This window comes from Streptomyces carminius, assembly GCF_002794255.1.
Taxonomy (GTDB): Bacteria; Actinomycetota; Actinomycetes; order Streptomycetales; family Streptomycetaceae; genus Streptomyces; species Streptomyces carminius.
This window is the reverse complement of the sequence record NZ_PGGW01000011.1, coordinates 77,139-102,044: the sequence shown is the minus strand read 5'-3', so window position 1 is coordinate 102,044 and position 24,906 is coordinate 77,139. Positions and strand designations below refer to the sequence as shown.

Sequence of the window (24,906 nt, the reverse complement as noted above, 5' to 3'; positions counted from 1 at the left end):
GGAACGTCGTCGGCTCGTTTCCGTGTACCTGTCCGTCTGGGATCAGTAGCCTCTGGAGTCCCATTGTCATATTCAGCGATCAGTTGGAGACTTTGATGGAGCGTCCCGCCTGGGCTCCGCAGGGCATCGACCTGTCCGTGCCGAGCGTGTCCCGCATCTACGACTACTACCTGGGCGGATCGCACAACTTCGAGGCCGACCGGGAGGCCGCGCGGCGGGCGATCGAGGCGTTCCCCGGACTTCCCAAGATCATGCAGGCCAACCGGGCCTTCATGCGCCGGGCGGTCCGCTTCGCCGTCCGGGAGGGGGTGACCCAGTTCCTGGACATCGGCTCGGGGATACCGACCTTCGGCAACGTCCACGAGATCGCCCGGGCCGCCGACCCCGCGGCCCGGGTCGTCTACGTGGACAACGACCCGGTGGCCGTCGCCCACAGCCGGGCCGTCCTGACGGGCGACGAGGACCGCACCGGGGTCGTCGCCGCCGACTTCCGGGACCCCAAGGACATCCTCGGCAGCGACGAGGTCGGCCGGCTGCTCGACCTGGAACGGCCGGTGGCCCTGCTGCTGGTGGCGCTGCTGCACTTCCTGCAGGACGGCGACGACCCGTGGGGGAGGGTCGCCGAACTGCGCGACGAGCTCGCCCCCGGCAGTCTGCTGATCCTCACCCACGCCTCGGTCGAGGGCAGCCCGCGCCGGTCGGAGCAGGGGGACCGGGTGGAGGGCGTCTACCGCACCATCGGTTCACCGCTGATCATGCGCTCCCGTTCCGAGGTGGAACGGTTCTTCGACGGCTTCGAGATGGTCGAGCCCGGTCTGGTCTCCATGCCCGACTGGCGCCCGGAGGGACCGGCCGACCAGGAGGAGGACCCAGTGGCCTACACCGGTTTCGGCGGCGTGGGACGCAAGGCGTGACCGCGTCCTCCCAGGAGCTCTCCGGGTCCGGCCGCGCTCCCGCGCCGGACGGCTCCGCAGACCGGAACGACGGGTACCGCCGCTTCGCGCGGATCTGGAGCCGCGCGGTCTACCCCGCCACGGCCACGTCGATGACCCGCGCCGAGTTCGAGGAGTTCCTGCTCCCGCTGGCGCACCTGCTCGGCGAGGCCCTGCACGGCCGGCCCTTCGACCCCTCCCCGGGCCGCGAGGTGGGGGCGGCGCTGGTCGAGGCGCACTGCACGTCCCCCGACTCGCTGCCGCAGGTGCTCGGCGTGGTGGACGCCTACCTGCTGCTGTACTGCAGCGATCCGGCCGTGCTGCCCACCGAGGACGGACGCGCGCGCTGCGCCCGGCTCCAGCACGCGGTCTCGGCCGGGTTCGCCCAGGCGCTGCAGGAGCGCACCCGCTCCGAGCAGGAGGCCCTCTCCCGTGCGGCACTCGCCGCCCGGGAGGCCGTGGAGAAGGCCCTCCACGAGAGCGAGACCCGGTTCAAGGCGGTCTTCGAGGGCGCCACGATCGGTATCGGGATCGCCGACATGGACGGGCGGATCCTCGACGTCAACGGCGCGCTCGCGCGGATGTTCGGCGGCTCGGAACACCATGTGCGCAGCCGCAAGGTCTCCGACTGGGTCCACCCCGACGACTCACCGAGCGTCTGGCGGATCCACGAGGAGCTGGTGCGCGGCGAACGCGACCACTACCGGATGGAGAAGCCGTACACCCGCAGCGACGGCACGGTGCTGTGGACCAACCTGAACGTCTCGCTGCTGCGCGACCCCGACGGCGAGCCGCGGTACATGCTGGCGCTGATGGAGGACATCACCGAGCGGCGGCTGCTGAACCTGCGGCTGCGCTACGAGGCCACCCACGACGCGCTGACGGACCTGCCCAACCGCACGATGTTCTTCGAGCGTCTGGAGAAAACCCTCTCCCCCGGCTCCGGCGCCACCCGGATCGGCCTGTGCTATCTGGACCTGGACGGGTTCAAGGCGGTCAACGACAGCCTCGGTCACGCCACGGGCGACCGGCTGCTGGTGAACGTGGCCGAGCGGCTGCAGAACTGTGTGGCCTCGCAGCGCCATCTGGTCGCCAGGATCGGCGGCGACGAGTTCGTCGCCCTGATCAGCGACCCGGTGGCACGCTCGGAGGTGACCGATCTGGCCCGGCGGGCGCTGGAGGCGCTGTCCTCCCCGATCTGCCTGGGCGACCGGGAGCTGACGGTGCGCGCCAGCATCGGCATCGTCGAGGGGCCGGTCACCGAGCTGACCCCGGCGGAGGTGCTGCGCAGCGCCGACATCACCATGTACCGGGCCAAGGCCAGGGGCGGCAACCGCTACGAACTGGCCGACCCCGACTCCGACGCCCGCACCATCAGCCGCCACACGCTGACCACCCATCTGCCCGCCGCCCTGGAGAACGAGGAGTTCTTCATCGAGTACCAGCCGCTGGTGCGGATGGCGGACGGCAGCGTGGAGGGCGCCGAGGCCCTGGTGCGCTGGGCCCATCCGCGCCACGGGGTGCTGGGCCCGGACCGCTTCATCCCGCTGGCCGAGCACACCGGGCTGATCGTCCCGCTGGGCCGCTGGGTGCTGGAACAGGCGGTGCGGCAGGCGTGCGAGTGGCAGGTGCGGGGCATCGGCGGCACCCGGCCGCTGCGGGTGAACGTCAACCTCTCGCCGCGGCAGTTGCGCCACCAGGAACTGGTCTCGGAGACGGTGGCGGTCCTGCGGGACGCCGGGCTCGATCCGTCCTCACTGTGTCTGGAGGTCACCGAGAGCGCCCTGATCCGGGCCGACGACGACGAGCTGAAGCCTTTAAGGCGGCTCGCCGACCTGGGGGTGCGCATCGCCCTGGACGACTTCGGCACCGGCTACTCCAACCTGGCGAGTCTGCGCAGGCTGCCCGCGAGCACGCTGAAGCTGGACCGCTCCTTCACCCAGGGGCTCCAGCAGGATCCGGCCGATCCCGTCGACCTCAAGGTCGTCGACGGCATCGTCTCGCTGGCCCACGCCCTCGACCTGGCCGTGACGGTCGAGGGCGTGGAGACGGCGGCCCAGGCCGCACAGCTGCGCCGGCTGGGCTGCGACTCCGCCCAGGGCTGGTACTACGCGCGGCCGGGACCGCCGGAGAGCCTGGTGTGCGCGATGCCCATGGCGGCCGGCCAGTGACGCTGCTCCGGTGCCCCCGGACGGGAGCGCCGGAGCAGCGGGAGCAGCGGGAGCAGCGGGGCCGCCCGGCGGCGGGTCAGGTGTCCTTGACCGGGTCGTGCCCCAGCGACATCATCCGGTGCCGCCAGTCCTGGTCCCGCACGGCGTCCGCGATCCGCACCCGCTCGAACTCGGCGGTCACGGTGTCCACCACCTCGCGCATCACCTCGACGTCCGTGTCGTCGAGGTCGGTGCGCCGTTTCCGCAGCACCGCGAGCACCTGCCGCCCGCGCTCGGGCCCGGCCCGCTCGGGAAGCTCCTCGCCGCGCTCGCCGGCGCCGCTCGTCCTGAGCCAGGCCTCCAGCTCGTTCGACGTCATGTTCACCACGCTGTGGAACTCGTCCCACAGGGCGTCCGGCTCCGGTGCCGAGATGTCGGCCATCGTCTTCCACCTCCCGAATCTCGCGGCCGCGAGTGCCCGCACGGCGGCCGGGGAAACCCGGCGGGGCGCTGCGGGACACCGCGCGGCTCAGCGGGCGGGCTCCGGCTCCGGCCGGTCCTCCTCCACCAGGTAGCGGGCGCCCGGGCCGTGCGTCCCGGCGATGTCGCTCGGGTTGTACAGACCGCACTTGCGCAGGCTCAGGCAGCCGCAGCCGATGCAGCCGGTCAGCCGCTCCCTGAGCCGCTCCAGCTCGGCGATCCGCCGGTCGATCCGCCGCTGCCAGGTGCGGGCCACCGCGTTCCACTCGGCGGCGCTGGGTGCCCGGTCCACGGGCAGCCGGTCCAGGGCGGCACGGGCCTCCTCCAGGGACAGGCCGACCCGCTGGGCGGCCCGTACGAAGGCGACCCGGCGCAGCGCGGTGCGGGGGTAGCGGCGCTGGTTGCCGGAGGTCCGCTCGGAGTGGATCAGCCCGAGCTCCTCGTAGTAGCGCAGGGCGGAGGGAGCCAGGCCGGAGCGGGCGGCCAGCTCGCCGATGGAAAGGCGTCCGTCTCGGTCGGTCATGGCGCCGAGCATAGCGCTTGACCTCAAGCCGACTTGAGGTTGCAGCCTTCTCCCATGACGACCACCACGACCACCACAACCACCACGACCACCTCGCACACCGCCGCCGTCCCCCCGCCGCACGGCGCGTACGGCCACGGCGACCTGCCGGCGCTGATGTCCCTGATGACCGGCGACGAGAAGCACGGCGCGGCCGCCACCTCCACCCTGGACGCCCTGTGGGTGCTCTACGACCGGGTGCTGCGGGTCTCCCCCGCCACCGCCGACGCCCCCGGCCGGGACCGATTCCTGCTCTCCAAGGGGCACGGCCCCATGGCGTACTACGCCGTCCTCGCCGCCAAGGGCTTCTTCCCCGTCGACTGGCTGCCCGGCTTCGGCGGCTACGGCTCCCCGCTGGGGCACCACCCGGACCGGACGCTGGTGCCCGGTGCGGAGATCGGCAGCGGGTCGCTCGGGCACGGGCTGCCGCTGGCCGTGGGGACCGCACTCGGGCTGCACGCCCGCGGTGAGACCGGTGCGCGGGTGTGGGTGCTGGTCGGAGACGCCGAACTGGACGAGGGCAGCAACCACGAAGCGATCGACTACGCGGGTGCGACCGGGCTGGAACGGCTGCACGCCCTGATCGTCGACAACGCCTCGGCGAGCCACGCCCTGCCCGGGGGCATCGCCGCCCGCCTCACCGCCGCGGGCTGGTCCGTGGCGACCGTGGACGGCCGCGACCACGAGGCGCTGTACGGCGCGTACACCCGGCCGCACCCGGGGCGCCCGCGCGCCGTGATCGCCCGCGTCGAGCCCAAGGGCTCCTGACGGCCCCTTTCCCGTTCTTCCCGTCCTTCCCGTTTTCCCGTCCTGTGCCCTGCCGCCCCGGAAACCGCCCCGGAGGCCGCCGAGAAGAGAAGGAACACCTGCCGTGGACACCATGCGCGAGCGCTTCGCCTCCGTCACCTCCCGCCTGCTGGACGAGGACCCGCGGCTCGCGGTCGTCCTCGCCGACATCGGCACGGACGGCTTCCGGCAGGCGGCCGGGCGCCACCCGGACCGGGTGGTCAACGTCGGCATCCGGGAGCAGCTGCTGGTCGGGGTGGGCGGCGGGCTGGCCCTGGCCGGGCTGCGCCCGGTGCTGCACACCTTCGCCTCCTTCCTGGTCGAGCGCCCCTTCGAGCAGCTGAAGCTGGACTTCGGGTATCAGGGGACGGGCGGGGTGCTGGTGAGCGCCGGGGGCTCCTACGACTGGCCCGCCGGCGGCTTCACCCACCTGGCGCCGGGGGACGTGGCGCTGCTGGACACCCTGGACGGCTGGACCGTCCACGTCCCCGGCCATCCCGACGAGGCCGAGGCCCTGCTGCGGCACGCGTACGCGGCCGGGGACGAGAAGGTGTACGTCCGGTTGTCGGCGCAGCGCAACGCCCGTCCCCGGCCGGTCAGCGGCGAGGGCTTCTCGGCCGTCCGGCGCGGCCGGGCGGGCGCACCGGTGGTGGTCGCGGTCGGCCCGCTGCTGGACGCCGTCCTCACCGCGGTCGAGGGGCTGGACGCGACGGTCCTGTACACCGCCACCGTCCGCCCCTTCGACGGCGCCGCCCTGCGGGCGGCGGTCGCGGACGCGCCCGCCGCGACCGGCGCCGAGGTCGTCCTCGTCGAGCCGTACCTGGCGGGCACCTCCGCCCGGGCGGCGGGGGAGGCCCTGTCCCACGTCCCGCACCGGGTGCTGGGACTGGGCGTCCGGCGCGCCGAGCTGCGCCGCTACGGCACGGTCGGGGAGCATCTGGCGGCCCACGGCCTGGACCCGCGCTCGCTGCGGGCGCGGATCACCTCCTTCGCCTCCTTCACCCCCGCCTCCGCCGCAGCCCCGGCCCGGCGGAGCTGAGGAAGGGGGAGGGCCCGGGCCGGGCGCGGGGCGCCGCGGGCACCGGCACCCCAGCGGCCGTCCCCGGCCGTGCCGGCCCGGTCCGGGACGGCCGGGAACGGCGGAATCAGGCCAGCCGGACGGGGAGGCTCTGGTGGCCGTTGGCGATCAGGCCGGGCGTGGGGCGCAGTTCTCCGGCGGGCACGGCGAGCCGCAGGTCCGGGAAGCGGTCGAAGAGTGCCGGGAGCGCGGTGGTGGCCTCGGCCCGGGCGAGTGCCGCCCCCAGGCAGACGTGGACGCCGTGGCCGAAGGAGAGGTGCTTCTTGGAGGACCGGGTGACGTCGAAGACCTCGGCGGTGTCGCCGTGCCACTTCTCGTGGCGGTTGGCGGCCGCGAAGGAGGCGATGATCGCCTCGCCCCTGCGGATGGTCGGGCCGCCGGGAAGGGCGATGTCCTCGACGGCGTACCGCAGGGGCAGGTGGGCGACGGGCGCCTCGAACCGGAGGGCCTCCTCGACGACGTCGCTCCAGCCGGCGCGTCCGGCCCGGACGTGGCCGAGCTGCTCGGGGTGGGTCAGCAGGGCGGTGACGGCCTGGTCCAGAAGGTTGACGGTGGTCTCGAAACCGGCGCTGATGACCAGCAGCAGGGTGTCGACGAGCTCCTCCTCGGTGAGGGCGGACCCGTCGCCCTCCTCGTCGCGTGCCGCGATCAGGACCGAGGTCATGTCGTCGCCGGGCTCGGCGCGCTTGGCGGCGACGAGGTCCTTCAGGATGCCGTACAGCTCCTGCGTGTTGGCGGTCGCCTGCTCGGCGGTGAGGGTGGTGTCGAAGACCCCCTCGACGGTGCGGCGGAAGCCGGGGCGGGAGTGCTCGGGCAGGCCCATCAGTTCGCTGATGACCCGCATCGGCAGCGGATGGGCGAACCGGTCGCGCAGGTCCACCGTCCCGCCGGGCGGGGTGGCGGCGAGGTCGTCGAGCAGTTCGGCGGTGATCTCCGCGATCCGCGGCACCATCGCGTCCATGCGGCGGGCGGTGAACGCCGGGCTGACCAGGCGGCGCAGCCGCCGGTGCTCCTCCCCGTAGGCGGTGAACATGTTCCGCACCGCCACCCACAGCTTCAGCGGCCACCGGTCGACGGCCTCCCCGGGGAACAGCGGCCAGTGCAGATAGGCGTCCTTGGAGACCCGGGGGTCGGTCAGGAGGTCCCTGAGGACCTCCGGGTCGGTGACGGCCCAGGCCGGTATTCCCAGGAGGTCCACCAGCGCCGCGGGACCGCGTTCGCGCAGTTCGGCATTCTGCGCGTGGTGGTCGGCGCCGCTGGGGTCGAGTACGAGGATCTGCTGCTCCACGGTGGTTGGTCTCCTCAGTGCGGGGCGGGGATGGGCTGGGACGGGGAGAAGACGACGGGCAGACCGGTCAGGGCGCGGTGGAAGGGACCGGGCCGCCAGGTGAGCCGGTCGGCCGGGACGGCCAGCCGCATCTCCGGCAGGGCGTCGAGGATCAGCTCGACGGCCTCGTAGGCGATCAGATAGGCCGGCGACTGGGCGGGGCAGGTGTGCGGGCCGGTGCTCCAGGACAGGTGTGCGCGGTTCCCGGCGTACCGGCCGGGCTCGGTGACGGCGGGATCGTTGTTGGCCGCCGCCATGCTGATGACGACCGGCTGGTGGGCCGGCAGCAGGACGTCCTCGAACCGGACCGGCCGGGGCGGATAGCTCACGCAGTAGTTGGCCATCGGGGGGTCCTGCAGCAGGACCTCCTCCAGCGCGTCCCGGACGCTCAGGGTGCCGCTGCGGACGTCACCGGAGAACCGGGGGTCGCTGAGCATCAGCCGCAGGGTGTTGGTGACGAGGTTGGTCATCGGCTCGATGCCGGCTCCGTAGAGGGTCACCAGCTGGTGGATCATCTCGGTGCCGTTCAGGCCGACCTCGTGGGCCAGCAGCCGAGTGGTGACGTCGTCGGTGGGCTGCCCCTCGGCGAGCTGCCGCCCCTTGAGGGTGACCAGTTCGGTCAGGGCCTGGACGAGCAGGTCGTTGCCGCGTTCGGCGTCGACGCCCTCGAAGATCGCGGCCATTCCCCGGGCGACCCGCTCCCCCAGTTCGGGCGGGCAGCCCAGCAGGGCGTTGAGCGTCTGGAAGGTCAGCGGCCAGGCGTACTGGGTGAGCACGTCCGCCTCACCGGACGCGCAGAAGGTGTTGATCTGTGCGACGGCGAGCCGCGCCACGGTGGAGCGCAGGACGTGCAGGTCGATCGCTTCGAGGCTGGCGACGTTGGCCGCCCGGTAGCGGGTGTGCGCGTCACCGGACGAACGCAGGGCGTTGGGACGCCATTCCAGCATCGGTTTGACGGGGCAGTCGGGCGGGAGGTCCTGCTGCCAGGCACGGGGGTCGGCGGGGAAGTTCTCGGGGTCGTTGAGGATCCGCACCGCGGCCTGGTAGCCGATCACCAGGGTGGCGGGCACCCCCGGCGCCAGCTCCACCGGCACCAGCGGTCCGTGGGTCGCGCGCATCTCGGCGTAGGCCCGGTGGGGATCGGCCGCGAACTCGGGCGCGTGCAGCGGTACGCGGGACGCCGGGGCGTTCACCGGGTGGCCCGGCGGCGGTGCGGAGGGCGAGGCGGAGGACGAGGCGGAGGACGGGGGGACGGGGGGCGGCTCGAAGGTCACGGGCGGGACTCCAGGCAGTGCAGCACATGGGCGGCAAGCGTGATCAGGGCGTGGACACTGGAGGTCCGGTCGCGGGCGTCGCAGGTCGTCAGCGGTGTCGTCGGAGCCAGGTCGAGGGCGTCGCGGATCTCCTCCGGGGGATAGCGGTGGGCACCGTCGAACTCGTTGACCGCGACCGCGTAGGGCAGGCCGCGTTCCTCCAGCCAGCCCAGTACGTCGTGGGACTGCTCCAGACGGCGGGTGTCGACCAGCACCAGGGCGCCCAGGGCGCCGCGGGCGAGGTTCTCCCACAGCGACACGAAGCGCCGCTGTCCGGGCGTGCCGAACAGGTACAGCACCAGCTCCTCGTCCACGGAGATGCGGCCGAAGTCCAGGGCCACGGTGGTCCTGGTCTTGCCCGGCAGTCCCGCCAGGTCGTCGATGCCCACGCTCTCCTCGGTGATCGCCTCCTCGGTACGCAGCGGCGCGATCTCCGAGACGCTGCCCACCAGCGTGGTCTTCCCCACCCCGAAGTGCCCGGCCACCAGCAGTTTCGCGGTGCGTCTCACGGTGGAGGGCAGGTAGGCGGAGTCAGCCGGCATGACGGTGGAGGCCATCGAGAATCCTTCTGAGGAGCGCGACATCCGACAGGGAGACCACGGGGGCGGGTGTGGTGAGGTGGCCGGTGTCCATCAGATCGGACACCACCACCTTGACGACGATGAGGGGCAACTCCAGGTGGGCCGCGACCTCGGCGACGGACAAGGCCCCCTGACGGCACAGGTCCATGATCCGGCGGTGCTCCCGCTGCAGCCCGTGGACCGGGGAGTTCGCGGCCACGACCAGGGTCGTGAGGTCCAGTTCCCTGGTGGGGCTCGACCGCCCGCCGGTGCGCACATACGCGCGCACCACCTGCCGGTCACCCCATTCGTCCGTCATGACCGGCTGCTTTCCCCGGTTCCCCCGGTTCCCCCGGTTCCCCCCGTGCCCCCGGTCGGCTGCCGCGACTGGCTGCTGAGCTGCTCCCCCACCCGTACCGCCAGGTCGTTCATGCGGTACGGGATCACGTTCAGGTCGGCGTCGGCGTCCGTGGCCACCGCCAGCAGGGTGTTCTCGCCGCCCGCCGTGAACGCGATGAAGCCCGCGTCGAACTCGACCATGTTCTGCCGTACCGCGCGGGCGCCGGCGCAGAACTCGCGCATGGCCGTGCTCACCCCGTGCGCTCCGGCCACGGCGGCGGCGAACCGGTCGGCCTCGTCCCTGCCGAGGCTCTCGGAGTGGGCCATGAGGAGGCCGTCCGTGGTCAGCACGATGGCCGACTGCACACCCGGTGTGTCGGCCAGGCCCTGCAGCATCCAGCTGATGTCGCTGCGCACTTCCTCGGAGGGGTGACTCGGGAAGCTCATGCGGTGATGTCCTTTTCGTCAGTCGACTGGAGAGTCGGTACGGTTCGAACGCCCGGCCTGCCACCAGGCCGCTGCCGCCTCGGGGCGCCCCGGCTGGATCACCGTGGAAGCGTCCGCCTCGGCCGCTGCCGCCGTGCGCTGCCGCCGACGGCGGCGGGGGAGCCCGCCGGGGGTCTGCGCCGGCCCCGCCGGCTGCGGAGCGGCTTCCGGCTCCCGGTCCGGCCGCCGCTCCGGTTCCGACTCCGGCTGTCGCTCCGGCTCCGGTTCGGGCCGCGCCTCGTCGGCCGCGGTGGTGAACGCCGCCTCGGGTACGAACACCGTCACCCGCGTACCGCCGTAGGGGCTCGGCCCCTCGTGGACGCAGACGTCCAGCCGGTGCCGGTGCGCCAGCACGGCGACCACGTGGAACCCGATCTGGGGGTGCGGGCCCATCTTGTAGAGATCGGCCGGTTCCTCACCGGCCAGGATCCGCTGCGCCTGCCGCAGCTGGCCGGGGGCCATCCGCTTCCCGGCGTCGTCGATGACCACGGTCACACCGTGGTGCCCCTCCTGGAACGAGACCTCGACGTACGACTTCGGGGGCGAGTAGCGGGTGGCGTTGTCCAGCAGTGTCGCCAGCAGGAGGATGAGCGGTTCCACGAACCTGCTGGCCACGACGCGGTCGAGTTCCTGGTACCGCACGCGGCGGTAGTCCCTGAGCCGGCCCACCGCGCCGCCCACCACATCGGTCAGTTTCGTGGGCGGCCACCGCCGCCCCGGTGATCCCCCGCAGACCACGGCCAGGGACTGCGCCTGCCGGAGGAGCTGCTGCACCGCGTGGTCGATGTCGAACAGGGTCCGCGACATCTCCGGATGCCGGTCCAGCGCGTCCCCGACGACCTTGCCCACGTCCGCGCCCGTGCTCACCAGCGTCGAGACCACCGAGCGCACCGCTCCCCGGATGGCCGCGCGCGACTCCTCCCGGACCTTTCCGCGCGTCGCCCGCTCGGCCTCCGCCTGCACCTGCCGCAGATCGGTGGCGTACCGCTCGGCGAGGATCCGCAGACGTCCGGCGAACACCGTCCCCCGCAGGGATTCCGGCAGGGGGAGTTCCGTCACCGCCGCGTCGGGCCGCCGCATGGACTCCCGCACCGCGGGCAGGGCGGTGATGACCATCTCCTCCAGCGCGGCGTCCCGGGCCTCCTGTCTCTCCTGGGCACGTGCGCGCCACCGTCGAGCCGCCAGCGCCCAGTGGACGGCCAGCGCCACCACGCCGGCGAAGACGAGGCCGGCCACTGCTAACTGCGCCTGGGCTATCTCGTATTTCATCTGGTTCTCTCGTGAAGTCGAGGAGAAAAGACAGGAACAACTCGACCGGCGGCCGGCTGCGCGCCTTCGTGCCTCCTACCGCGCCGACGGCCGGATCGCATCCCGTTCGCCCTCAGAATTCTGTTGGACCGGTGTTGCGCAACGGAAGTCCGCCGGTGGCCACTTGGGAACTCGGACAAACGAACGCGCCCACGAGGACACGTCACCTCCGCAGCAGACGGGCTTCTCGGCCCGGACGGCTCGCACGGGTGCGGGGCCGGGCCGTACGAGACGGCGAAGTCCCCGGTCGGCGAGGCGTCGGACGACGCCGGTCCGCCCGGCCGGAAGCTTCGGGTGTCTGTCTACCCATCCACCACCGATCTGTCCAGTTGGACCCGCGCCCGTCCGGCGGGCAACAGGCCGCCGCACACTGCCCGTTCCGGCCCGCCGCGGTGCGTGGACGCCGTCCCGTCCCCGGCCGGCGCGTCCGCCGGGCCGGCACCGCGCCGCGCCGCGGGACCCGGCCCCGGCGTCCGGAAAGAACCGGGAAATCCGGATACCGGATCCGGCGTACCCCGGCATTCCGGAGCCGCACCCGGGCGTTTTCCCCTCGAATCCGGAGATCACCGGGCGCGGCCGGTTTCCGCCGGGAGTGTCCGGGTCCTTCTCTCCGGCCGCGCGAGGGGAACACCCCGTCCGCAACCGCGTTCCGGCGACGGTCACCGGGTCCGCCGGCCGGTGTCGTTCCTGAAAACGCGCCGGACGGCGTCCGGAGGTGTTTCACACGACGGCCCCGCATATGAAGAAATCCGTGCGGACCACATCCGGGATCTTCACCACCGGCCCCCGGGCTCCGGGCTCCGGCACCGGGAGGGCCACCGGTCCGGTCAGCGCCGCCGGACCGTGACGCTGACCCGCCCCCGCAGCCCGAGCGCGGGTGGCGCCGTACCGGGCCGGATCCGCGGGACACCGTGGTAGGCCCACCGCGCGGGGCCGCCGAACACGAAGGCGTCCCCGCTGCGCAGTTCGACGTCTGTCCACGGGCGGCCGCGGCCGCCCGTGTGGCCGAAGCGGAAGACGCAGGTGTCGCCGAGGCTGAAGGAGACCACGGGGGCGTCCGACTCCTCGTCGCGGTCGCGGTGCATCCCCATCCGCGCCCGGTCGTCGTAGAAGTTCACCAGCCCGATGTCGTACGGGGTGTCGTACGGGATGTCGTACGGGGGGCCATGCGGGGTGCCGGGCCGGGAAGCGCCCGGAGCCCGCCCGTACGCCTCCTCCAGCACCCGCCGGGCCCACTCCCCCAGCCAGTCGGGGAACGGCTTGACCGGCGACCCGTCGCCGTCCACCGCGGTCCGGGAGTAACCGTAGGGGTGCCAGTGCCAGCCGAGGCCGACCTGCCGTGCCGACATCTCGCCGCCACCGGGCATCCGTACGGTGCGCAGCCCGGCGGGCGGCCGTGCCCACCGCCGGCAGGCGGCCAGCAGTTCCCGCTGCGCGGCCGGGTCCAGATGGCCGGGCAGGTGCACCGCGCCCGGTGCCACCGCCACGGGCGGCAGCCGGAACAGTCCGTCGTCCATGTCCTGCCGCCTGCCCTCCTGTTCCTCCTTTTCCTCCCGGTCCCCCCGGTCCCCGGCCCTCGGCGTCCGTCCCCGCCCCGGGTGCCGCCGGGCCGTCCGCACACCGGTCCGGCCGCGGGACCATGCCGTATGGTCGCAGTGGTCGCCGCGGGGCCGTGCACGGGACAGCGGCGCGCCGGGGCGCCGCCCCGGGGGGAGAAGGACGCGCAGAGCTCCGGGAGCACCGGAGACGGCCCGGGAGGGCCCGAGGACGAGGAGTGGCCGTGACGTTCGAGACCGTGGAACCCGTACTGACCGGCGTGCGCAACTTCCGGGACGTCGGCGGGCTGCCTGCCGCCGGCGGACGGCGGGTGCGGCCGGGCCTGCTCTACCGCAGCGGGCATCTGGCCCACGCCACCGAGGAGGACACCGCCTTCCTCGCCCGGCTCGGGCTCCACACCGTCTTCGACTTCCGCAACGCCGCCGACCAGGCCCTGGAGGGCCCCGACGTGGCGCTGCCGGGGGTGCGGAACGTGAACATCCCGCTGTCGGACCCCGCCGACGGCGCCGAGTTCTGGACGATGGTGCGCGAGGGCGACCTGGCCCAGTTGCGGGCCGCGCTCTCCGGCGGGCGGGCGGCGGCCCGGATGGCCGAGTCCTACCGGGCGATCATCACGGACCGCACCGCCGAGCACGGCCGGGTGCTGCGGGCGCTGGCCGAGGACAGCGTCCCGGCCCTGATGCACTGCGCGGCGGGCAAGGACCGGGCCGGACTGTCGATCGCCGTGACGCTGCTGGCCCTGGGTGTGGAGCGGGAGGCGATCGAGGCGGACTACCTGGAGTCCAACTCCCCGCACCGCCGCTACCGGATGTACAGATCCCCGGAGGCGGCCGAGGGGATGTCCCCGGAGGTGCGGGAGCTGCTCGCTCCGCTCTTCGACGCCCGCCCGGCCTATCTGCACACGGCGTTCGACACCATCGAGAGCCACTGGGGCGGGGTGGAGGGATACCTCACCGAGGGGCTCGGCCTCACCCCCGCCCTCCGCGAGCGGCTGCGGGAGCGCCTGCTGGAGGGATGATCCCGGGCCGCCCGCCGCGCGCGCCCACCCTCGCCCCGCTCAGCCCTCGCGGACCACGACGAAGTCCGCGAGGGCCGCGAACTGGTCGCGGATCCCGTCCGGCATCCCGGTGACGCCGTCCAGGGCGGCGAGGGCGGTGGCGTGCTGGCGGCGGGCCTCCTCCGAGGTCCACTCACGGCCGCCGGCCTCCTCGATCAGCTCCGCCCGCGCCGCGAACTCCGCCTCGCTGAAGTCCTCGAACTCCGCCTGGTCCTTGGTGGCGTCCGCGGCCAGCAGCTCCCCGAGCCGTCCCGCGGCCGGACCGCCGCCCGCCAGGGCCGCGACGACCGGCAGGGACTTCTTGCGCTGCCGCAGATCGCTCCAGGTCCGCTTGCCGGTCACCGCCGGGTCGCCCCAGATGCCCAGCAGGTCGTCGACGGCCTGGAAGGCCAGCCCCAGGTGGTAGCCGTAGGACTCCAGGGCGTCCGCGGTGGCGTCGTCCGCGCCGCCGAGGACCGCGCCGACGGAGCTGGCGCAGGCCAGCAGGGCGCCGGTCTTGTTGCCCTCCATCTCCAGGCACTCGGCGACGGTGACCTTCTCGCGGTGCTCGTAGGAGATGTCCTGCGCCTGGCCGTCGATGAGTCTGCGGGTGGCCAGGGTCAGCCGCCTGGTGGCCCGGGCCGCCTCGGCCGTGTCCAGTTCCAGCAGCACCTCGCCCGCCAGCGCGAACAGGGCGTCCCCCACCAGGACGGCCTGCGCGGGACCGTGCACCTTCCAGACGGTGTCGCGGTGGCGCCGCTGCTCGTCGCCGTCCATCAGGTCGTCGTGGAGCAGGGAGAAGTTGTGGACCAGTTCGACGGCGACCGCGCCGGGCACCCCCGTCTCGGGCGCGGCACCCGCGGCCTCGGCCGACAGCAGGGCGAGGGCGGGACGCACGGCCTTGCCCCCGTCGCCGTCGGCCGGCCGGCCCTGGGCGTCGATCCAGCCGAAGTGGTACGCGGCAACGGTGTCCATGGGCGGGGCGAGCCGCGCCACGGCGGACCGCAGCAGCGGCGCGGCGAGCGTACGGCCGCGCTCCAGCAGCGCGGCGATACCCGCGGTGTCGTCGGCCGTGCCCGTCTGGGTCCTGGGGGTCGCCGGGGTCACAGGGTCTCCTCTGTCGTGGGTGTCGTGCTCACGCCGCCTCCGAAAAGACGCCGTCATGCGGGCCGCCGTACGGGTCCTCGTACGGGCGGCCGAGGGCGGCCAGCGCCTCCCGGGCGGCGGTCAGCCCGCTGCGCACGGCGCCCTCCATCGTCGCGGGCCAGCCGGTGGCGGTCCATGACCCCGCCAGCCAGACCCCCGGCGTGTCGGTGCGTGCCGCGGGCCGCAGCCGCCCGACGCCGGGCGCGGGGGCGAAGGTGGCGGCACGCTCCCGGGTGACGAAGAAGTCCCGCACCCGCGCGGTGCGGGCGGCGGGCAGCAGCCGGGCCAGTTCGGCCAGGTAGCGCTCGCGCAGGACGGCGACGGGCAGGTCGATCTCGTCCCCGGCGGCGGACTGGGACAGCGCCAGGTACTGCGGGCCGTCCCCCGCGCTGCCCTCGGCGCTGCCTTCCGCGTTCCCGTCCGCGCCGCCCGGGGCGCGCAGCCCGGACGCCTCGGTCCGGTCGAAGATCCACTGCACGGGGGTGCCCAGCGCGGCCAGGAAGGGCCGGTGCAGCACCCGGCGGTCGTAGACCACGTGGACGTTCAGGATCGGCGCGGTGCCGATGCGCAGCAGTCGGTCCGGTTCCGGCAGCGCGCCGGGGGGCAGCAGCCGGTGCGCGTCACGCTGGGGGACGGCGAGGACGACCGTGCCGGCGGTGAGCGTCCCGCCCCCGTCGCCCCCGCCGGTGCCGGAGCCGGAGCCGGAGCCCACCGTGATCCGCCAGGTGCCGTCCGGCTCCGGGACGAGCTCGCGGACCCGGGCCCGCCGGACCACACGTACCCCCGCCCGCTCCAGCGCCTCGCCGGCCAGGGTGTCGTGCAGCCGCCCCAGCGGGACCCGGGACCAGCCGAGGTCCGCCGCACCGGGGTCGGTGAGCAGTCCGGTGCTGAAGACCATCGCGGCCAGTCCGAGCGAGACCTGCGGGGCGCGGGCGTTGAGGGTGGCGACGCCGACGAGGTCCCACAGCGCCCGTACCGCGCGCGGCGACTGGCCGTGGCGGTGCAGCCAGCTCGCGAAGTCCGTCCCGTCCAGCGCGGGGTCGGCCGGGTCGACCGTCCCCAGGCGCTTGAGGGCGAGCGCGGCCCGCCCGGCCCGCAGCCGCTCGGCCGGGGAGAGGTGCGGATAGCGGGCGAGCCCGGCCGCCAGGTGCAGGGGGACGGGCAGGGCGGTGCGGCGCAGCCGCCCCACTCTGCCGCGGGCGGCGTCCAGCACGGGGATGTCCAGCCGCCGCTGGATCGGGGCGAGCGCGCTCGCCCCGATCCGCTCCAGGAACCAGCGGTAGGCGGTGCAGCACCGCAGGTAGACGTGGTGGCCGTTGTCCACGGTCAGTTCACCGGCGCCGCCGGTGCGCCGGAAGGAGAAGGCGAGGCCGCCCAGCCGGGGCCGGGCCTCCACCAGGGTGGTGCCGACTCCGGCCTCGGCCAGGCGCAACGCCGCGGTGATGCCCGCCAGTCCGCCGCCGACGACCACGGCCCGGGAGCCGGCCGGCTCCGGAACCGTCGGCACGGCCGCCTCCGGAGCGGTCACCGGGCCTTCCCCGGGCCGGTGTGGTCCGCGCGGGCCGCCCGGCGGGTGTCGAGCCCGGCCAGCCCGCGCACGGCGACGTACGCCTTCTCCCGGGCCGGCAGGGAGACCCGGCCCCGCAGCACGGCATGGGGGTCGCGGGCGATACGGGTGAGCAGGCGGTGGTAGATCCCGGCCATCGCCGACACGCAGGCGGCGGAGCGGCGGTCGAGCAGCGGCAGCAGCCGCAGCCCCTCGGCGAACAGGCCGCGGGCGCGCCGCACCTCGAAGCGGACCAGCCCGGCGAAGTCGGCGCCGGGCGGCGGGGCCTGGTCTAGCGGCGCGGTGGCGCAGCCGAAGGCCTCGAGGTCCTCGCGGGGCAGGTAGGTGCGGCCCTCCGCGGCGTCCTCGCGCACATCGCGGAGGATGTTGGTCAGCTGGAGGGCCAGGCCCAGGGTGTCGGCGTAGTGGGGTGCGTGCTCGGCGCCGGGTGTGCTCGGTGCGGTGCCGAAGACGCCCAGGGAGAGCCGTCCGATGGCACCGGCGACACAGCGGCAGTACTCCCGCAGCTCCTCCCAGGTCTCGTACGTCCGGCCGGTCACGTCCATCAGGACGCCGTCGATCAGCTCGTCGAGCCCGTTCAGCGGGATCGGGAAGCGGCGGGCGGCGTCGGCCAGGGCGACGGCGACCGGGTCGGTGGCGTCCTCGGGGAGCTTCCCGTCCTTCACCAGGCCGAGCAGCCGGCGGGTCTCCTCCAGCCGGTCCTTCTTGACCGCCGGGTCCAGGGTGCCGTCGCCGATGTCGTCGACGCGCCGGGAGAAGGCGTACAGGGCGGACATCGCCTGCCGCCGGTCCGGGGGCAGCAGCCGGATGCCGTAGGCGAAGTTGCGGGCCTGGTGGGCGGTGACGGCCTCGCAGTAGCGGTAGGCCGCGAAGACCTGCGGGGGCTGTGCCGCCCGGGCCGTACGTGCCACGGCCCCGCTCACCTGGCCTGTCCCAGGACCGCCGCGGTCTCGCGCAGCACACCGGCGCGGGTGGGGCGCGGGGTGCCGGCCAGTACGTCGTACCGGGCGGACCGGACGGCGCGCAGGGCCGCCCGTCCGCCGCCGGTGAATCCGGCGACGAGGAGTTTGGGCACTCCGGGAAGACTCGCCACCAGCGGGACTCCTTCGTTCAGCAGATCATGGGCACGCCGCGCCTGGTAGGCGACCAGCGCACGCACCGAGGCGTTCGCGGTGGGGGCGGCGAGGTCGGACTCGGTGACCCGGAAGCGCTCCAGGTCCTCGGCGGGCAGGTAGATCCGGTTCTGGCGGGCCAGGTCCTCGGCGACGTCCTGGAGGTGCTCGATCACCTGCAGGGCGGTGCACACGGCGTCGGAGCGGCGGACTCGTTCGGGGGTGGTGGTGCCGGTGACGGCCAGGACGATCCGGCCGACCGGATCGGCGGACAGCGCGCAGTAGCCGAGCAGTTCCTCCCACGTCCCGTACCGGTGGACCAGCTGGTCCCGCCGGTTGGCCTCGACCAGGGCGAGGAACGGGTCCGGTGTCAGCCCGCGGCGGCGCACGGTCGGCACCAGGGCGCGCAGCAGGGGGTGGCGGGGGCCCTCCGGGAAGTCCCGGTCCGCGCTCGCGCGCCCGGTCCCGGAGGGGGCATCGGTTCCGGACGCGGCGCCGGCCTCGGCGGCGCGGAAGGCGCGCCGCAGGTCGGCCTCGAAGGCGTCGAGCAGCGCGGCACGGTCGGCGGCCCGGCCGGGGTCCACGCCCAGCGCCGCGGCGTCCCGGCCGCCGGGGGCGAGATCGCCGTCGCCGATGTCGTCCACCAGCCGGACGCAGCCGTAGACGGCGGTCAGGTCCTCCCGCCAGGCACGCGGGAGGAAGCGGGGGGCGACGGGGAAGTTCTCGTGCGCGGCCTTGTCCAGGACGGCGTGTACGGCGGGTGCCCCCGCGTCCCGCGAGGTCACCACGGAACGCCCGTCCAGCCGGTCCCGGCCATCGCCGTCATCCTCTTCCGCCTCCTCAGCTCACCACGCCCGCGCCCACCGCGACCGGCACCTTGTTCCCCTGGAACGGCCGGGGCACCGCAGAAGTTCGGAGCACCGGCGGTGTCCGGGGCGCCGACGGCACCTCTCCCCCGGCATCCGTCGCCCGGAACATCCTATTTCAGCGGTTTCGGACGTACCATGAGCCGATCCGCCGACCGGGGACGGGGCCACCCGGCATGCCGTCCACCGGCACCCGGCTCAGCTTACGTCGTGCTCCGGCTCGTCCCGCGGCACGGGTCCGGTGGGCCGCCCCGGCGGGAGGTCACGCCGGGGCGGTCAGCCCGCGCAGCACCGAGGCCAGCACCCCTTCGACGACGGCGTCCCGCTGCTCCCCGGGGAGCCGGGAGAGCGGGCCGTCCAGAGTGAGCACGGCCAGACCGTGCACCGCGCTCCAGGCCGCGAACTCCGCGCCGGGGCGCCGCCCGGCGGGCATCCGGCCGGTGGCGGCGAGGGCGTCCAGCGCCTCACCGAGCAGTCCGTAGGCGCTCGCGGCCCGGGTGTCCCGGGGCCCGTCCGGGCCGAACCCTCCGGCGTCCCCTCCGGCGTCCCCTCCGGCCTCCCCCTCCACCGCTTTCCCCGTCGCTTTCCCCGCCCTTTTCCCCGTCGTCTCCTCCTCGGGCAGCGGAAGGCGGCAGAAGGCCGCGCGGAACAGGCCCGGTTCGGCGAGGGCGAAGCGGAGATAGCCCAGCCCCATGGCGCGGACGCGCTCCTCCGCCGCGGCTCCGGCGTCCCCGTCGCACCCGTCACCGCGGACCAGTTCCCCGACGACCTCCTCCATGGTGTCCGCCAGCCACCGCTGACCCCGCGCCTTGACCGCGCGCAGCAGATCGCCCTGGCCGGTGAAGTGGCGGTAGGCGGCGGTCGGGGAGACCCCCACCCGGCGGGCGGCGGCCCGCAGCACGACGGCCTCGGGGCCGCCGGCGCGGGCGAGCTCGGTCGCCGCCTCGATGAGCGCGTTGCGCAGATCGCCGTGGTGGTAGCCGCTCTTGCCGGTCCCGTCGGTTCGCATCATTCGATACTGCCTGATGTTGACGGCATTAACATCCTCTGCCACAGTCCATGTGAACGCCGTAAACATCTGCGGCGCCACACCCGAGGGGGAAAAGACCATGCTGTCCTGGATCGCCGGCCTGGTGCTGCGCCACACCCGCGCGGTACTGCTGGCCTCGCTCGTCGCCGTGCTCGCCATGGCCGCCGTCGGCCTCGGGGCGTTCGGCAAACTCCAGAGCGGCGGGTTCGAGGACCCCGACGCGCCCTCCAGCCGGGCCGCCGCCCTGATCGAGGAGCGGTTCGGCGGCGAGACCAACCTCGTGCTGCTGGTGGAGCCCCGGGAGGGGGCCCGGCTGGACTCCCCCGCCGTCGAACGGGCCGGGCGGGAGATCACCGCGGGCCTCAAGGCCGACCCGGACGTGTCCGGCGTCCTGTCACACTGGGACGCCGCCGGCTCCGCGCTCACCTCGCGCGACGGCGGCCGGGCGCTGATCCTCGCCCACGTCGAGGGGAACAGCACCGAACGCACCGACCGCGCCGGCGAAATCGCCGCGAAGGCCGAGGAGTGGGCCGGCGACCGGGGCGCCGTCACGGTGCGCGCCGGCGGTCAGGCGGCCGTCGGCCACGACATCACCTCCCAGGTCTCCGCCGACCTCGCCCTCGCCGAGGCGATCGCCGTGCCCGTCACCCTCGTCCTGCTGGTGATCGCCTTCGGCAGCGTCCTCGCCGCCCTGCTGCCGCTGGCCATCGGACTGATCGCGGTCATGGGCACCTTCGCCGAGCTCTTCGTACTCGGCAGCCTCACCGACGTGTCGGTCTTCTCGGTCAACCTCACCACCGCCCTCGGCCTCGGACTGGGCATCGACTACGGGCTGCTGCTGGTCAGCCGGTTCCGCGAACGCCTGACCGAAGGGGATCCGGTCCCCGACGCGCTGCGCACCACCGTCACCACCGCGGGCCGCACCATCGCCTTCTCCGCCGCCGTCGTCATCGCCGCGCTCGCCGCCCTGCTGCTCTTCCCGCCCTTCTTCCTGCGCTCCTTCGCCTACGCCGGGATCGGCGTGGTGACGATCGCCGCGGTCGCCGCACTGGTGGTCGTCCCCGCCCTGCTGGCCCTGCTGGGCCACCGCGTCAACAACGGCCGGCTGCCCTGGGCGAAGGCCGTACGCCGTCCCGACGCACCGGTGTGGGGCCGCCTGGCCGCGTTCGTGATGCGCCGTCCGGCCCTCACCGCGCTGCCGGTCCTCGCCGTGCTGCTGCTCGCCGCGAGCCCGCTGCTGGGCGCCTCCTTCGGCAACCCGGACGAGCGGGTGCTGCCGCGGGACGCGGACAGCCGCCGGGTGGCCGCCGCCGTGGACGAGCACTTCGAGGGCGACGACGCCTCCGCCGTCCAGATCGTCACCACCGGGCCGGTGGACACCGCCGGGCTCGGCGCGTACGCCACCGCCCTCTCCCGGCTCGACGGCGTCACCCGCGTCCAGGCCGCCTCCGGCACCTACCGCGCGGGCGAGGCCGCCCCGCCCGGCCCGGCGAACGCGGCGCTCGGCCGTGCCGACGCCCAGCGGCTCACGGTCACCACCGAGCCGGAGTCCGGTTCGAGCGCCGCCCAGGACCTGGTGGGCGCCGTTCGCGCGGTGCCCGCACCGGACGGCGTGGAGGCCCTGGTCGGCGGCCCGGACGCCCGGCTGGTGGACACCAGGGCCGCCATCGGCGACCGGCTGCCGGCCGCGGTCGCCTGGGTCGCCGTGACCACCTTCGTCCTGCTGTTCCTGTTCACCGGGAGCCTCGTCCAGCCGCTGCGCGCGCTGCTGCTCAACGCCGTCAGCCTGACGGCGGCGATCGGCGCGATGGTCTGGATCTTCCAGGACGGGCACCTGTCCTCGGTGCTGGGCTTCACGCCGATGCCCATGAACACCTCGATGACCGTGCTGCTGTTCTGTGTCGTCTTCGGGCTGTCGATGGACTACGAGGTCTTCGTCACCAGCCGGATCAAGGAACTGCGCGACGCGGGCGAGGACAACGCCACCGCCGTCACCCGCGGACTGTCCCGGACCGGACGGATCGTGACCATGGCCGCGGGTCTGCTGGCGGTCAGCTTCTTCGCCTTCGCCACCAGCGAGGTCAGCTTCATCCAGATGTTCGGCCTCGGCAGCGGGCTGGCCATCCTGATCGACGCGGTGGCGGTGCGCGGGGTGCTGGTCCCGGCCGCGATGCGGCTGCTGGGCCGCGGCGCCTGGTACGCGCCGGAGGCACTGCGCCGGCTGCACCGCCGGGTGGGGCTGACCGAGGGACCGGCCGCCGCCCGGCCGGACTCCCCCGCTCTGCCGGGCACCCCGCCCCCGGCCGGGCCGGAGCGCGAGACCGCCGGGGTCTGACCCCGGGCCTCCTCCGGGGAACAGACCCGTGGCGTCCCCGGTACGGGGGTCCGGAGCCGCCGCGGGCCGGGCCCGGAGGGCGGCCGGGGAGGCCTGGGCGCCCCAAAGGACGGCCCGGCCCCCGCACCCTTGAGGGTGCGGGGGCCGGGCCGTACGGCCGTACAGCCGGATGCGTGGCAGGCGGGCAGCCGGAGCGGCGTACCGCCTGCCCCGCTCGCCCTACTTGCCGGTGAACTCCTCGTACGCCTTGAGCACCTCTTCGGTCGGGCCGTCCATGCGCAGCTCGCCGCGCTCCAGCCACAGCACCCGGTTGCAGGTGTCCCGGATCGACTTGTTGCTGTGACTGACCAGGAAGACCGTTCCGGCCTCCTTGCGCAGCTCCCGGATGCGCGCCTCGGAGCGCTTGCGGAACTTCCCGTCACCCGTGGCCAGCGCCTCGTCGATCATCAGCACGTCGTGGTCCTTGGCGGCGGCGATGGAGAACCGCAGCCGGGCCGCCATGCCCGAGGAGTAGGTGCGCATCGGCAGGCTGATGAAGTCGCCCTTCTCGTTGATCCCGGAGAAGTCGACGATGTCCTGGTAGCGCTCGCGGACCTGGGCCAGCGACATGCCCATCGCCAGTCCGCCCAGCATCACGTTGCGCTCCCCGGTCAGGTCGTTCATCAGGGCGGCGTTGACGCCCAGCAGGGAGGGCTGGCCGTCGGTGTAGACCCGGCCGCTCTCCACGGGCAGCAGGCCCGCGATGGTCCGCAGCAGCGTCGACTTGCCCGAGCCGTTGGAGCCGATCAGCCCGATGGCCTCGCCGCGGTAGGCGGTGAAGCTCACACCCTTCACGGCGTGCACCTCGCGCACCCGCCCGCTCGGCTTGCGCCGGATGATCCGGTTGAGGGCGGCGGTGGCGCTGCCCCTGCCGCGGGTGCCTCCCCCGTAGACGCGGTAGACGACGTGCACGTCGTCGGCGATCACGGTCGGCCGCCGCTCGGCGGCGGCCGCCGCACCGGCGCTGTCCTGCCCGGACTCGACGGCAGCGCTCTTCTCAGCCACGGCCATATCGTTCCTCAGCCTTCCAGAAGTAAACGAACCCGCCGATTCCGATCAGCAGGGCCCAGCCGACGCCCAGCAGCCAGACGTGTCCGGGCAGGCTCTGGTGGTGCGGCCCGTCGATCAGCGCGTAGCGCACCAGCTCCATGTAGACGGCCGCCGGGTTGGCCTCCAGCACGGTGGCCACCCAGGACGGCAGGTCCGTCTGCTCCAGCATGTAGCCCAGCGGGAACATCACCCCGGAGGCGTACATCCAGGTGCGCAGCACGAACGGCATCAGCTGGGCCAGGTCCGGGGTCCTGCTGCCCAGCCGGGCCATGATCATCGCCAGTCCGGTGTTGAACAGGAACTGGAGCACCAGGGCCGGGGCCACCAGCAGCCACAGCGGACCGGGGTAGTGCCCCAGGGCCACCAGGATGACGACCAGGACGATCATCGAGTACAGCAGTTGCTGGAGCTGCTGCAGGGAGAAGGAGATCGGCAGCGAGGCCCGGGGGAAGTGCAGGGCCCGCACCAGGCCCAGGTTCCCGGATATGGCGCGGACCCCGGACATCACCGAGGTCTGGGTGAACGTGAAGATGAACACCCCGGTCACCAGGAACGGGATGTACTCCTCGTTCTCCATCCCGCCGCGCCCGCCGAGCAGCTCGCCGAAGATGAAGTAGTAGACGGCCGCGTTCAGCAGGGGGGTGAGGACCTGCCAGATCTGGCCGAGCCTTGCCTGGCCGTACTGGGCGTGCAGCTTGGCCCGGGAGAAGGAGAGGATGAAGTGCCGCCGCGCCCAGAGCTGCCGGACGTACTGCACCAGGGAGGGCCGCGCCCCGCTGGCCGACAGGCCGTACTTGGCGGCGAGTTCGGCCGGGGAAAGACCGTCGTCGGGGTGGCGCGGGGGTCCGCTCGTCGCGATCGCACCGTCGTGCGTTGTCTCGCTCACGTTGAAACTTTCGTCCTCACAGTGCACAGCCGGGATGGGACAAGCAGGGGACCCGTCACCGGGTCCGATGCTCTCAGACAAAGCTTGTCAGACGACAGGCGGCCGACCCAGCCGGGTCAGGCGCCACACCGTACGCCACTTCATGGGGCGTCGGGGGCCGCACGGGGTGGTCCAGCCCTCGCGGAAGCCGCCCAGCCAGGCGCGGAGCGCCGGACGGGAGGGACGCCGGGCCAGCGTCAGCAGCAGCCAGATCCCCAGATAGAGCGGAATCAGCGGCAGCGGCAGGTTCCGCCGCGCCAGCCAGACGCGGTTGCGGGCCACCATCCGGTGGTAGACCGCGTGCCGGCTGGGGAGGGTGGTGGGGTGGTGGAGCACCAGGTCGGCGCGGTAGTCGATCATCCACCCCGCGTCCAGCGCCCGCCAGGCCAGGTCGGTCTCCTCGTGGGCGTAGAAGAACTCGTCCGGCAGTCCGCCGACCTGCTGGAATACCTTGGTGCGCACCGCGTTGGCGCCGCCCAGGAAGGTCGTCACGCGCGAGGAGCGCATCGGGTCCGAGGCCCGCAGCCGCGGTACGTGGCGGCGCTGGGTGACGCCGGTGTCCGGGTCGGCGATGCGGAAGCTGATGATGCCCAGTCCGGGGTCGGCGGCGAACGCCTGCCGGACCAGCTCGGCGGTGTCGTTGTTCGGCAGCAGCCCGTCGTCGTCGAGGAAGAGCAGGACGTCCACCTCGCTGCCGCCCGGCCCGAACGCCTCGATGCCGACGTTGCGGCCACCGGGGATGCCGAGGTTCTCCGGCAGCTCCACCGTCCGCACCCCGTCGGGCAGCTCGGGCAGCGGGGCGCCGTTGCCGACGACCACGACCCGTACCGGGGCGCCGTCCTGCTTGGCGACCGAGTCGAGCAGGGCACGCAGCTCCTCGGGGCGGTTGCCCATCGTCAGGACGACCGCGCCCACGGTCAGG

Annotated in this window: 23 protein-coding genes; 6 read left to right on the top strand and 17 right to left on the bottom strand. The window is 73.8% G+C overall.

Going from position 1 to position 24,906, the window contains the following annotated elements:
* The first annotated feature begins 95 nt into the window (after positions 1–95).
* Both CUT44_RS03395 and CUT44_RS03390 read left to right on the top strand, forming a co-directional pair.
* On the top strand, positions 96–914 hold the full coding sequence (locus CUT44_RS03395; protein WP_100200609.1) for an SAM-dependent methyltransferase: 819 nt from the start codon (positions 96–98) through the stop codon (positions 912–914).
* Entirely contained in the window at positions 911–3,103 is a 2,193-nt protein-coding gene (locus tag CUT44_RS03390; protein WP_100200608.1) for a putative bifunctional diguanylate cyclase/phosphodiesterase, read from the top strand. Before CUT44_RS03395 ends, CUT44_RS03390 begins: the two co-directional genes overlap by 4 nt.
* Positions 3,104–3,179: 76 nt before the next feature.
* Here CUT44_RS03390 and CUT44_RS03385 read toward each other — a convergent pair whose 3' ends face one another.
* Together CUT44_RS03385 and soxR are read right to left on the bottom strand one after the other, a co-directional pair.
* Entirely contained in the window at positions 3,180–3,524 is a 345-nt protein-coding gene (locus CUT44_RS03385; RefSeq protein ID WP_100200607.1) for a DUF3140 domain-containing protein, read from the bottom strand.
* An 87-nt stretch (positions 3,525–3,611) separates the two neighbouring features.
* Positions 3,612–4,085: a redox-sensitive transcriptional activator SoxR gene (gene soxR, locus CUT44_RS03380; RefSeq protein ID WP_100200819.1), complete on the bottom strand. Its 474-nt coding sequence runs from the start codon at positions 4,083–4,085 to the stop codon at positions 3,612–3,614.
* Positions 4,086–4,139: 54 nt separating this feature from the next.
* Here soxR and CUT44_RS03375 point away from each other — a divergent pair, with 54 nt between their 5' ends.
* Positions 4,140–4,892 carry a thiamine pyrophosphate-dependent enzyme gene (locus CUT44_RS03375; RefSeq protein WP_100200606.1) on the top strand — a complete coding sequence of 251 codons (753 nt, stop codon included), beginning with the start codon at positions 4,140–4,142 and terminating at the stop codon, positions 4,890–4,892.
* 103 nt (positions 4,893–4,995) lie between these two features.
* Complete coding sequence (locus CUT44_RS03370) at positions 4,996–5,949, top strand: transketolase family protein (RefSeq protein WP_100200605.1); 954 nt, start codon at positions 4,996–4,998, stop codon at positions 5,947–5,949.
* A 106-nt stretch (positions 5,950–6,055) separates the two neighbouring features.
* Here the strand turns inward: CUT44_RS03370 and CUT44_RS03365 are convergent, their stop codons facing one another.
* From CUT44_RS03365 to CUT44_RS03335, 7 genes are all read right to left on the bottom strand, one after another.
* Positions 6,056–7,276: a cytochrome P450 family protein gene (locus tag CUT44_RS03365; RefSeq protein ID WP_100200604.1), complete on the bottom strand. Its 1,221-nt coding sequence runs from the start codon at positions 7,274–7,276 to the stop codon at positions 6,056–6,058.
* 14 nt (positions 7,277–7,290) lie between these two features.
* Positions 7,291–8,589, bottom strand: a complete 1,299-nt coding sequence (locus tag CUT44_RS03360; RefSeq protein ID WP_408646703.1) for a cytochrome P450 family protein — start codon at positions 8,587–8,589, stop codon at positions 7,291–7,293.
* A complete protein-coding gene (locus CUT44_RS03355; RefSeq protein ID WP_100200603.1) occupies positions 8,586–9,185 on the bottom strand; it encodes a GTP-binding protein in 600 nt (199 codons plus the stop codon). Before CUT44_RS03355 ends, CUT44_RS03360 begins: the two co-directional genes overlap by 4 nt.
* Complete coding sequence (locus tag CUT44_RS03350; protein WP_100200602.1) at positions 9,160–9,507, bottom strand: DUF742 domain-containing protein; 348 nt, start codon at positions 9,505–9,507, stop codon at positions 9,160–9,162. The genes CUT44_RS03355 and CUT44_RS03350 overlap by 26 nt, the downstream gene beginning before the upstream one ends.
* Positions 9,504–9,974 carry a roadblock/LC7 domain-containing protein gene (locus CUT44_RS03345; RefSeq protein ID WP_100200601.1) on the bottom strand — a complete coding sequence of 157 codons (471 nt, stop codon included), beginning with the start codon at positions 9,972–9,974 and terminating at the stop codon, positions 9,504–9,506. Before CUT44_RS03345 ends, CUT44_RS03350 begins: the two co-directional genes overlap by 4 nt.
* 18 nt (positions 9,975–9,992) lie before the next feature.
* Positions 9,993–11,282, bottom strand: coding sequence for an ATP-binding protein (locus CUT44_RS03340; RefSeq protein WP_100200600.1), 1,290 nt, complete (start codon positions 11,280–11,282; stop codon positions 9,993–9,995).
* An 866-nt stretch (positions 11,283–12,148) separates the two neighbouring features.
* Positions 12,149–12,838 (bottom strand): alpha-ketoglutarate-dependent dioxygenase AlkB family protein, encoded by a 690-nt coding sequence (locus tag CUT44_RS03335; RefSeq protein ID WP_100200599.1) that lies wholly within the window; start codon positions 12,836–12,838, stop codon positions 12,149–12,151.
* 257 nt (positions 12,839–13,095) lie between these two features.
* Here CUT44_RS03335 and CUT44_RS03330 point away from each other — a divergent pair, with 257 nt between their 5' ends.
* Positions 13,096–13,896 carry a tyrosine-protein phosphatase gene (locus tag CUT44_RS03330; RefSeq protein ID WP_408646702.1) on the top strand — a complete coding sequence of 267 codons (801 nt, stop codon included), beginning with the start codon at positions 13,096–13,098 and terminating at the stop codon, positions 13,894–13,896.
* Positions 13,897–13,935: 39 nt separating this feature from the next.
* On the opposite strand, the gene CUT44_RS03325 is transcribed toward CUT44_RS03330, so the two are convergent.
* From CUT44_RS03325 to CUT44_RS03305, 5 genes are all read right to left on the bottom strand, one after another.
* Positions 13,936–15,078 (bottom strand): polyprenyl synthetase family protein, encoded by a 1,143-nt coding sequence (locus CUT44_RS03325; protein ID WP_100200597.1) that lies wholly within the window; start codon positions 15,076–15,078, stop codon positions 13,936–13,938.
* Positions 15,050–16,588 (bottom strand): hydroxysqualene dehydroxylase HpnE, encoded by a 1,539-nt coding sequence (hpnE, locus tag CUT44_RS03320; protein WP_233221197.1) that lies wholly within the window; start codon positions 16,586–16,588, stop codon positions 15,050–15,052. Before hpnE ends, CUT44_RS03325 begins: the two co-directional genes overlap by 29 nt.
* On the bottom strand, positions 16,585–17,538 hold the full coding sequence (gene hpnD / locus CUT44_RS03315) for a presqualene diphosphate synthase HpnD (protein ID WP_100200596.1): 954 nt from the start codon (positions 17,536–17,538) through the stop codon (positions 16,585–16,587). Before hpnD ends, hpnE begins: the two co-directional genes overlap by 4 nt.
* Positions 17,539–17,546: 8 nt before the next feature.
* The gene (hpnC, locus tag CUT44_RS03310; protein ID WP_199185587.1) at positions 17,547–18,527 is read right to left on the bottom strand and encodes a squalene synthase HpnC; all 981 of its coding nucleotides are present in this window, start codon (positions 18,525–18,527) and stop codon (positions 17,547–17,549) included.
* Positions 18,528–18,867: 340 nt separating this feature from the next.
* Positions 18,868–19,617, bottom strand: a complete 750-nt coding sequence (locus CUT44_RS03305; protein WP_233221196.1) for a TetR/AcrR family transcriptional regulator — start codon at positions 19,615–19,617, stop codon at positions 18,868–18,870.
* 97 nt (positions 19,618–19,714) lie between these two features.
* Between CUT44_RS03305 and CUT44_RS03300 the strand changes: the two genes are divergently transcribed.
* Positions 19,715–21,970, top strand: coding sequence for an MMPL family transporter (locus CUT44_RS03300; protein ID WP_100200595.1), 2,256 nt, complete (start codon positions 19,715–19,717; stop codon positions 21,968–21,970).
* A gap of 219 nt (positions 21,971–22,189) precedes the next feature.
* Here the strand turns inward: CUT44_RS03300 and CUT44_RS03295 are convergent, their stop codons facing one another.
* The 3 genes from CUT44_RS03295 to CUT44_RS03285 form a co-directional block, all read right to left on the bottom strand.
* Complete coding sequence (locus CUT44_RS03295) at positions 22,190–23,020, bottom strand: ABC transporter ATP-binding protein (RefSeq protein ID WP_100200594.1); 831 nt, start codon at positions 23,018–23,020, stop codon at positions 22,190–22,192.
* On the bottom strand, positions 23,007–23,945 hold the full coding sequence (locus CUT44_RS03290; protein WP_100200593.1) for an ABC transporter permease: 939 nt from the start codon (positions 23,943–23,945) through the stop codon (positions 23,007–23,009). Before CUT44_RS03290 ends, CUT44_RS03295 begins: the two co-directional genes overlap by 14 nt.
* An 87-nt stretch (positions 23,946–24,032) precedes the next feature.
* On the bottom strand, positions 24,033–24,878 hold the full coding sequence (locus CUT44_RS03285; RefSeq protein WP_100200814.1) for a glycosyltransferase family 2 protein: 846 nt from the start codon (positions 24,876–24,878) through the stop codon (positions 24,033–24,035).
* Positions 24,879–24,906 lie beyond the last annotated feature (28 nt).

What these genes read in the sequence shown, in the direction of transcription:
- CUT44_RS03300 (WP_100200595.1), top strand. Translation starts at nt 19,715, where the DNA reads ATGCTGTCCTGGATCGCCGGCCTGGTGCTGCGCCACACCCGCGCGGTA.
- CUT44_RS03345 (WP_100200601.1), bottom strand. Translation starts at nt 9,974, where the DNA reads ATGAGCTTCCCGAGTCACCCCTCCGAGGAAGTGCGCAGCGACATCAGC.
- CUT44_RS03395 (WP_100200609.1), top strand. Translation starts at nt 96, where the DNA reads ATGGAGCGTCCCGCCTGGGCTCCGCAGGGCATCGACCTGTCCGTGCCG.
- CUT44_RS03350 (WP_100200602.1), bottom strand. Translation starts at nt 9,507, where the DNA reads ATGACGGACGAATGGGGTGACCGGCAGGTGGTGCGCGCGTATGTGCGC.
- soxR (WP_100200819.1), bottom strand. Translation starts at nt 4,085, where the DNA reads ATGACCGACCGAGACGGACGCCTTTCCATCGGCGAGCTGGCCGCCCGC.
- CUT44_RS03340 (WP_100200600.1), bottom strand. Translation starts at nt 11,282, where the DNA reads ATGAAATACGAGATAGCCCAGGCGCAGTTAGCAGTGGCCGGCCTCGTC.
- CUT44_RS03305 (WP_233221196.1), bottom strand. Translation starts at nt 19,617, where the DNA reads ATGATGCGAACCGACGGGACCGGCAAGAGCGGCTACCACCACGGCGAT.
- CUT44_RS03295 (WP_100200594.1), bottom strand. Translation starts at nt 23,020, where the DNA reads ATGGCCGTGGCTGAGAAGAGCGCTGCCGTCGAGTCCGGGCAGGACAGC.
- CUT44_RS03385 (WP_100200607.1), bottom strand. Translation starts at nt 3,524, where the DNA reads ATGGCCGACATCTCGGCACCGGAGCCGGACGCCCTGTGGGACGAGTTC.
- CUT44_RS03285 (WP_100200814.1), bottom strand. Translation starts at nt 24,878, where the DNA reads ATGGGCAACCGCCCCGAGGAGCTGCGTGCCCTGCTCGACTCGGTCGCC.
- CUT44_RS03335 (WP_100200599.1), bottom strand. Translation starts at nt 12,838, where the DNA reads ATGGACGACGGACTGTTCCGGCTGCCGCCCGTGGCGGTGGCACCGGGC.
- CUT44_RS03355 (WP_100200603.1), bottom strand. Translation starts at nt 9,185, where the DNA reads ATGGCCTCCACCGTCATGCCGGCTGACTCCGCCTACCTGCCCTCCACC.
- CUT44_RS03325 (WP_100200597.1), bottom strand. Translation starts at nt 15,078, where the DNA reads ATGACGGCGTCTTTTCGGAGGCGGCGTGAGCACGACACCCACGACAGA.
- CUT44_RS03375 (WP_100200606.1), top strand. Translation starts at nt 4,140, where the DNA reads ATGACGACCACCACGACCACCACAACCACCACGACCACCTCGCACACC.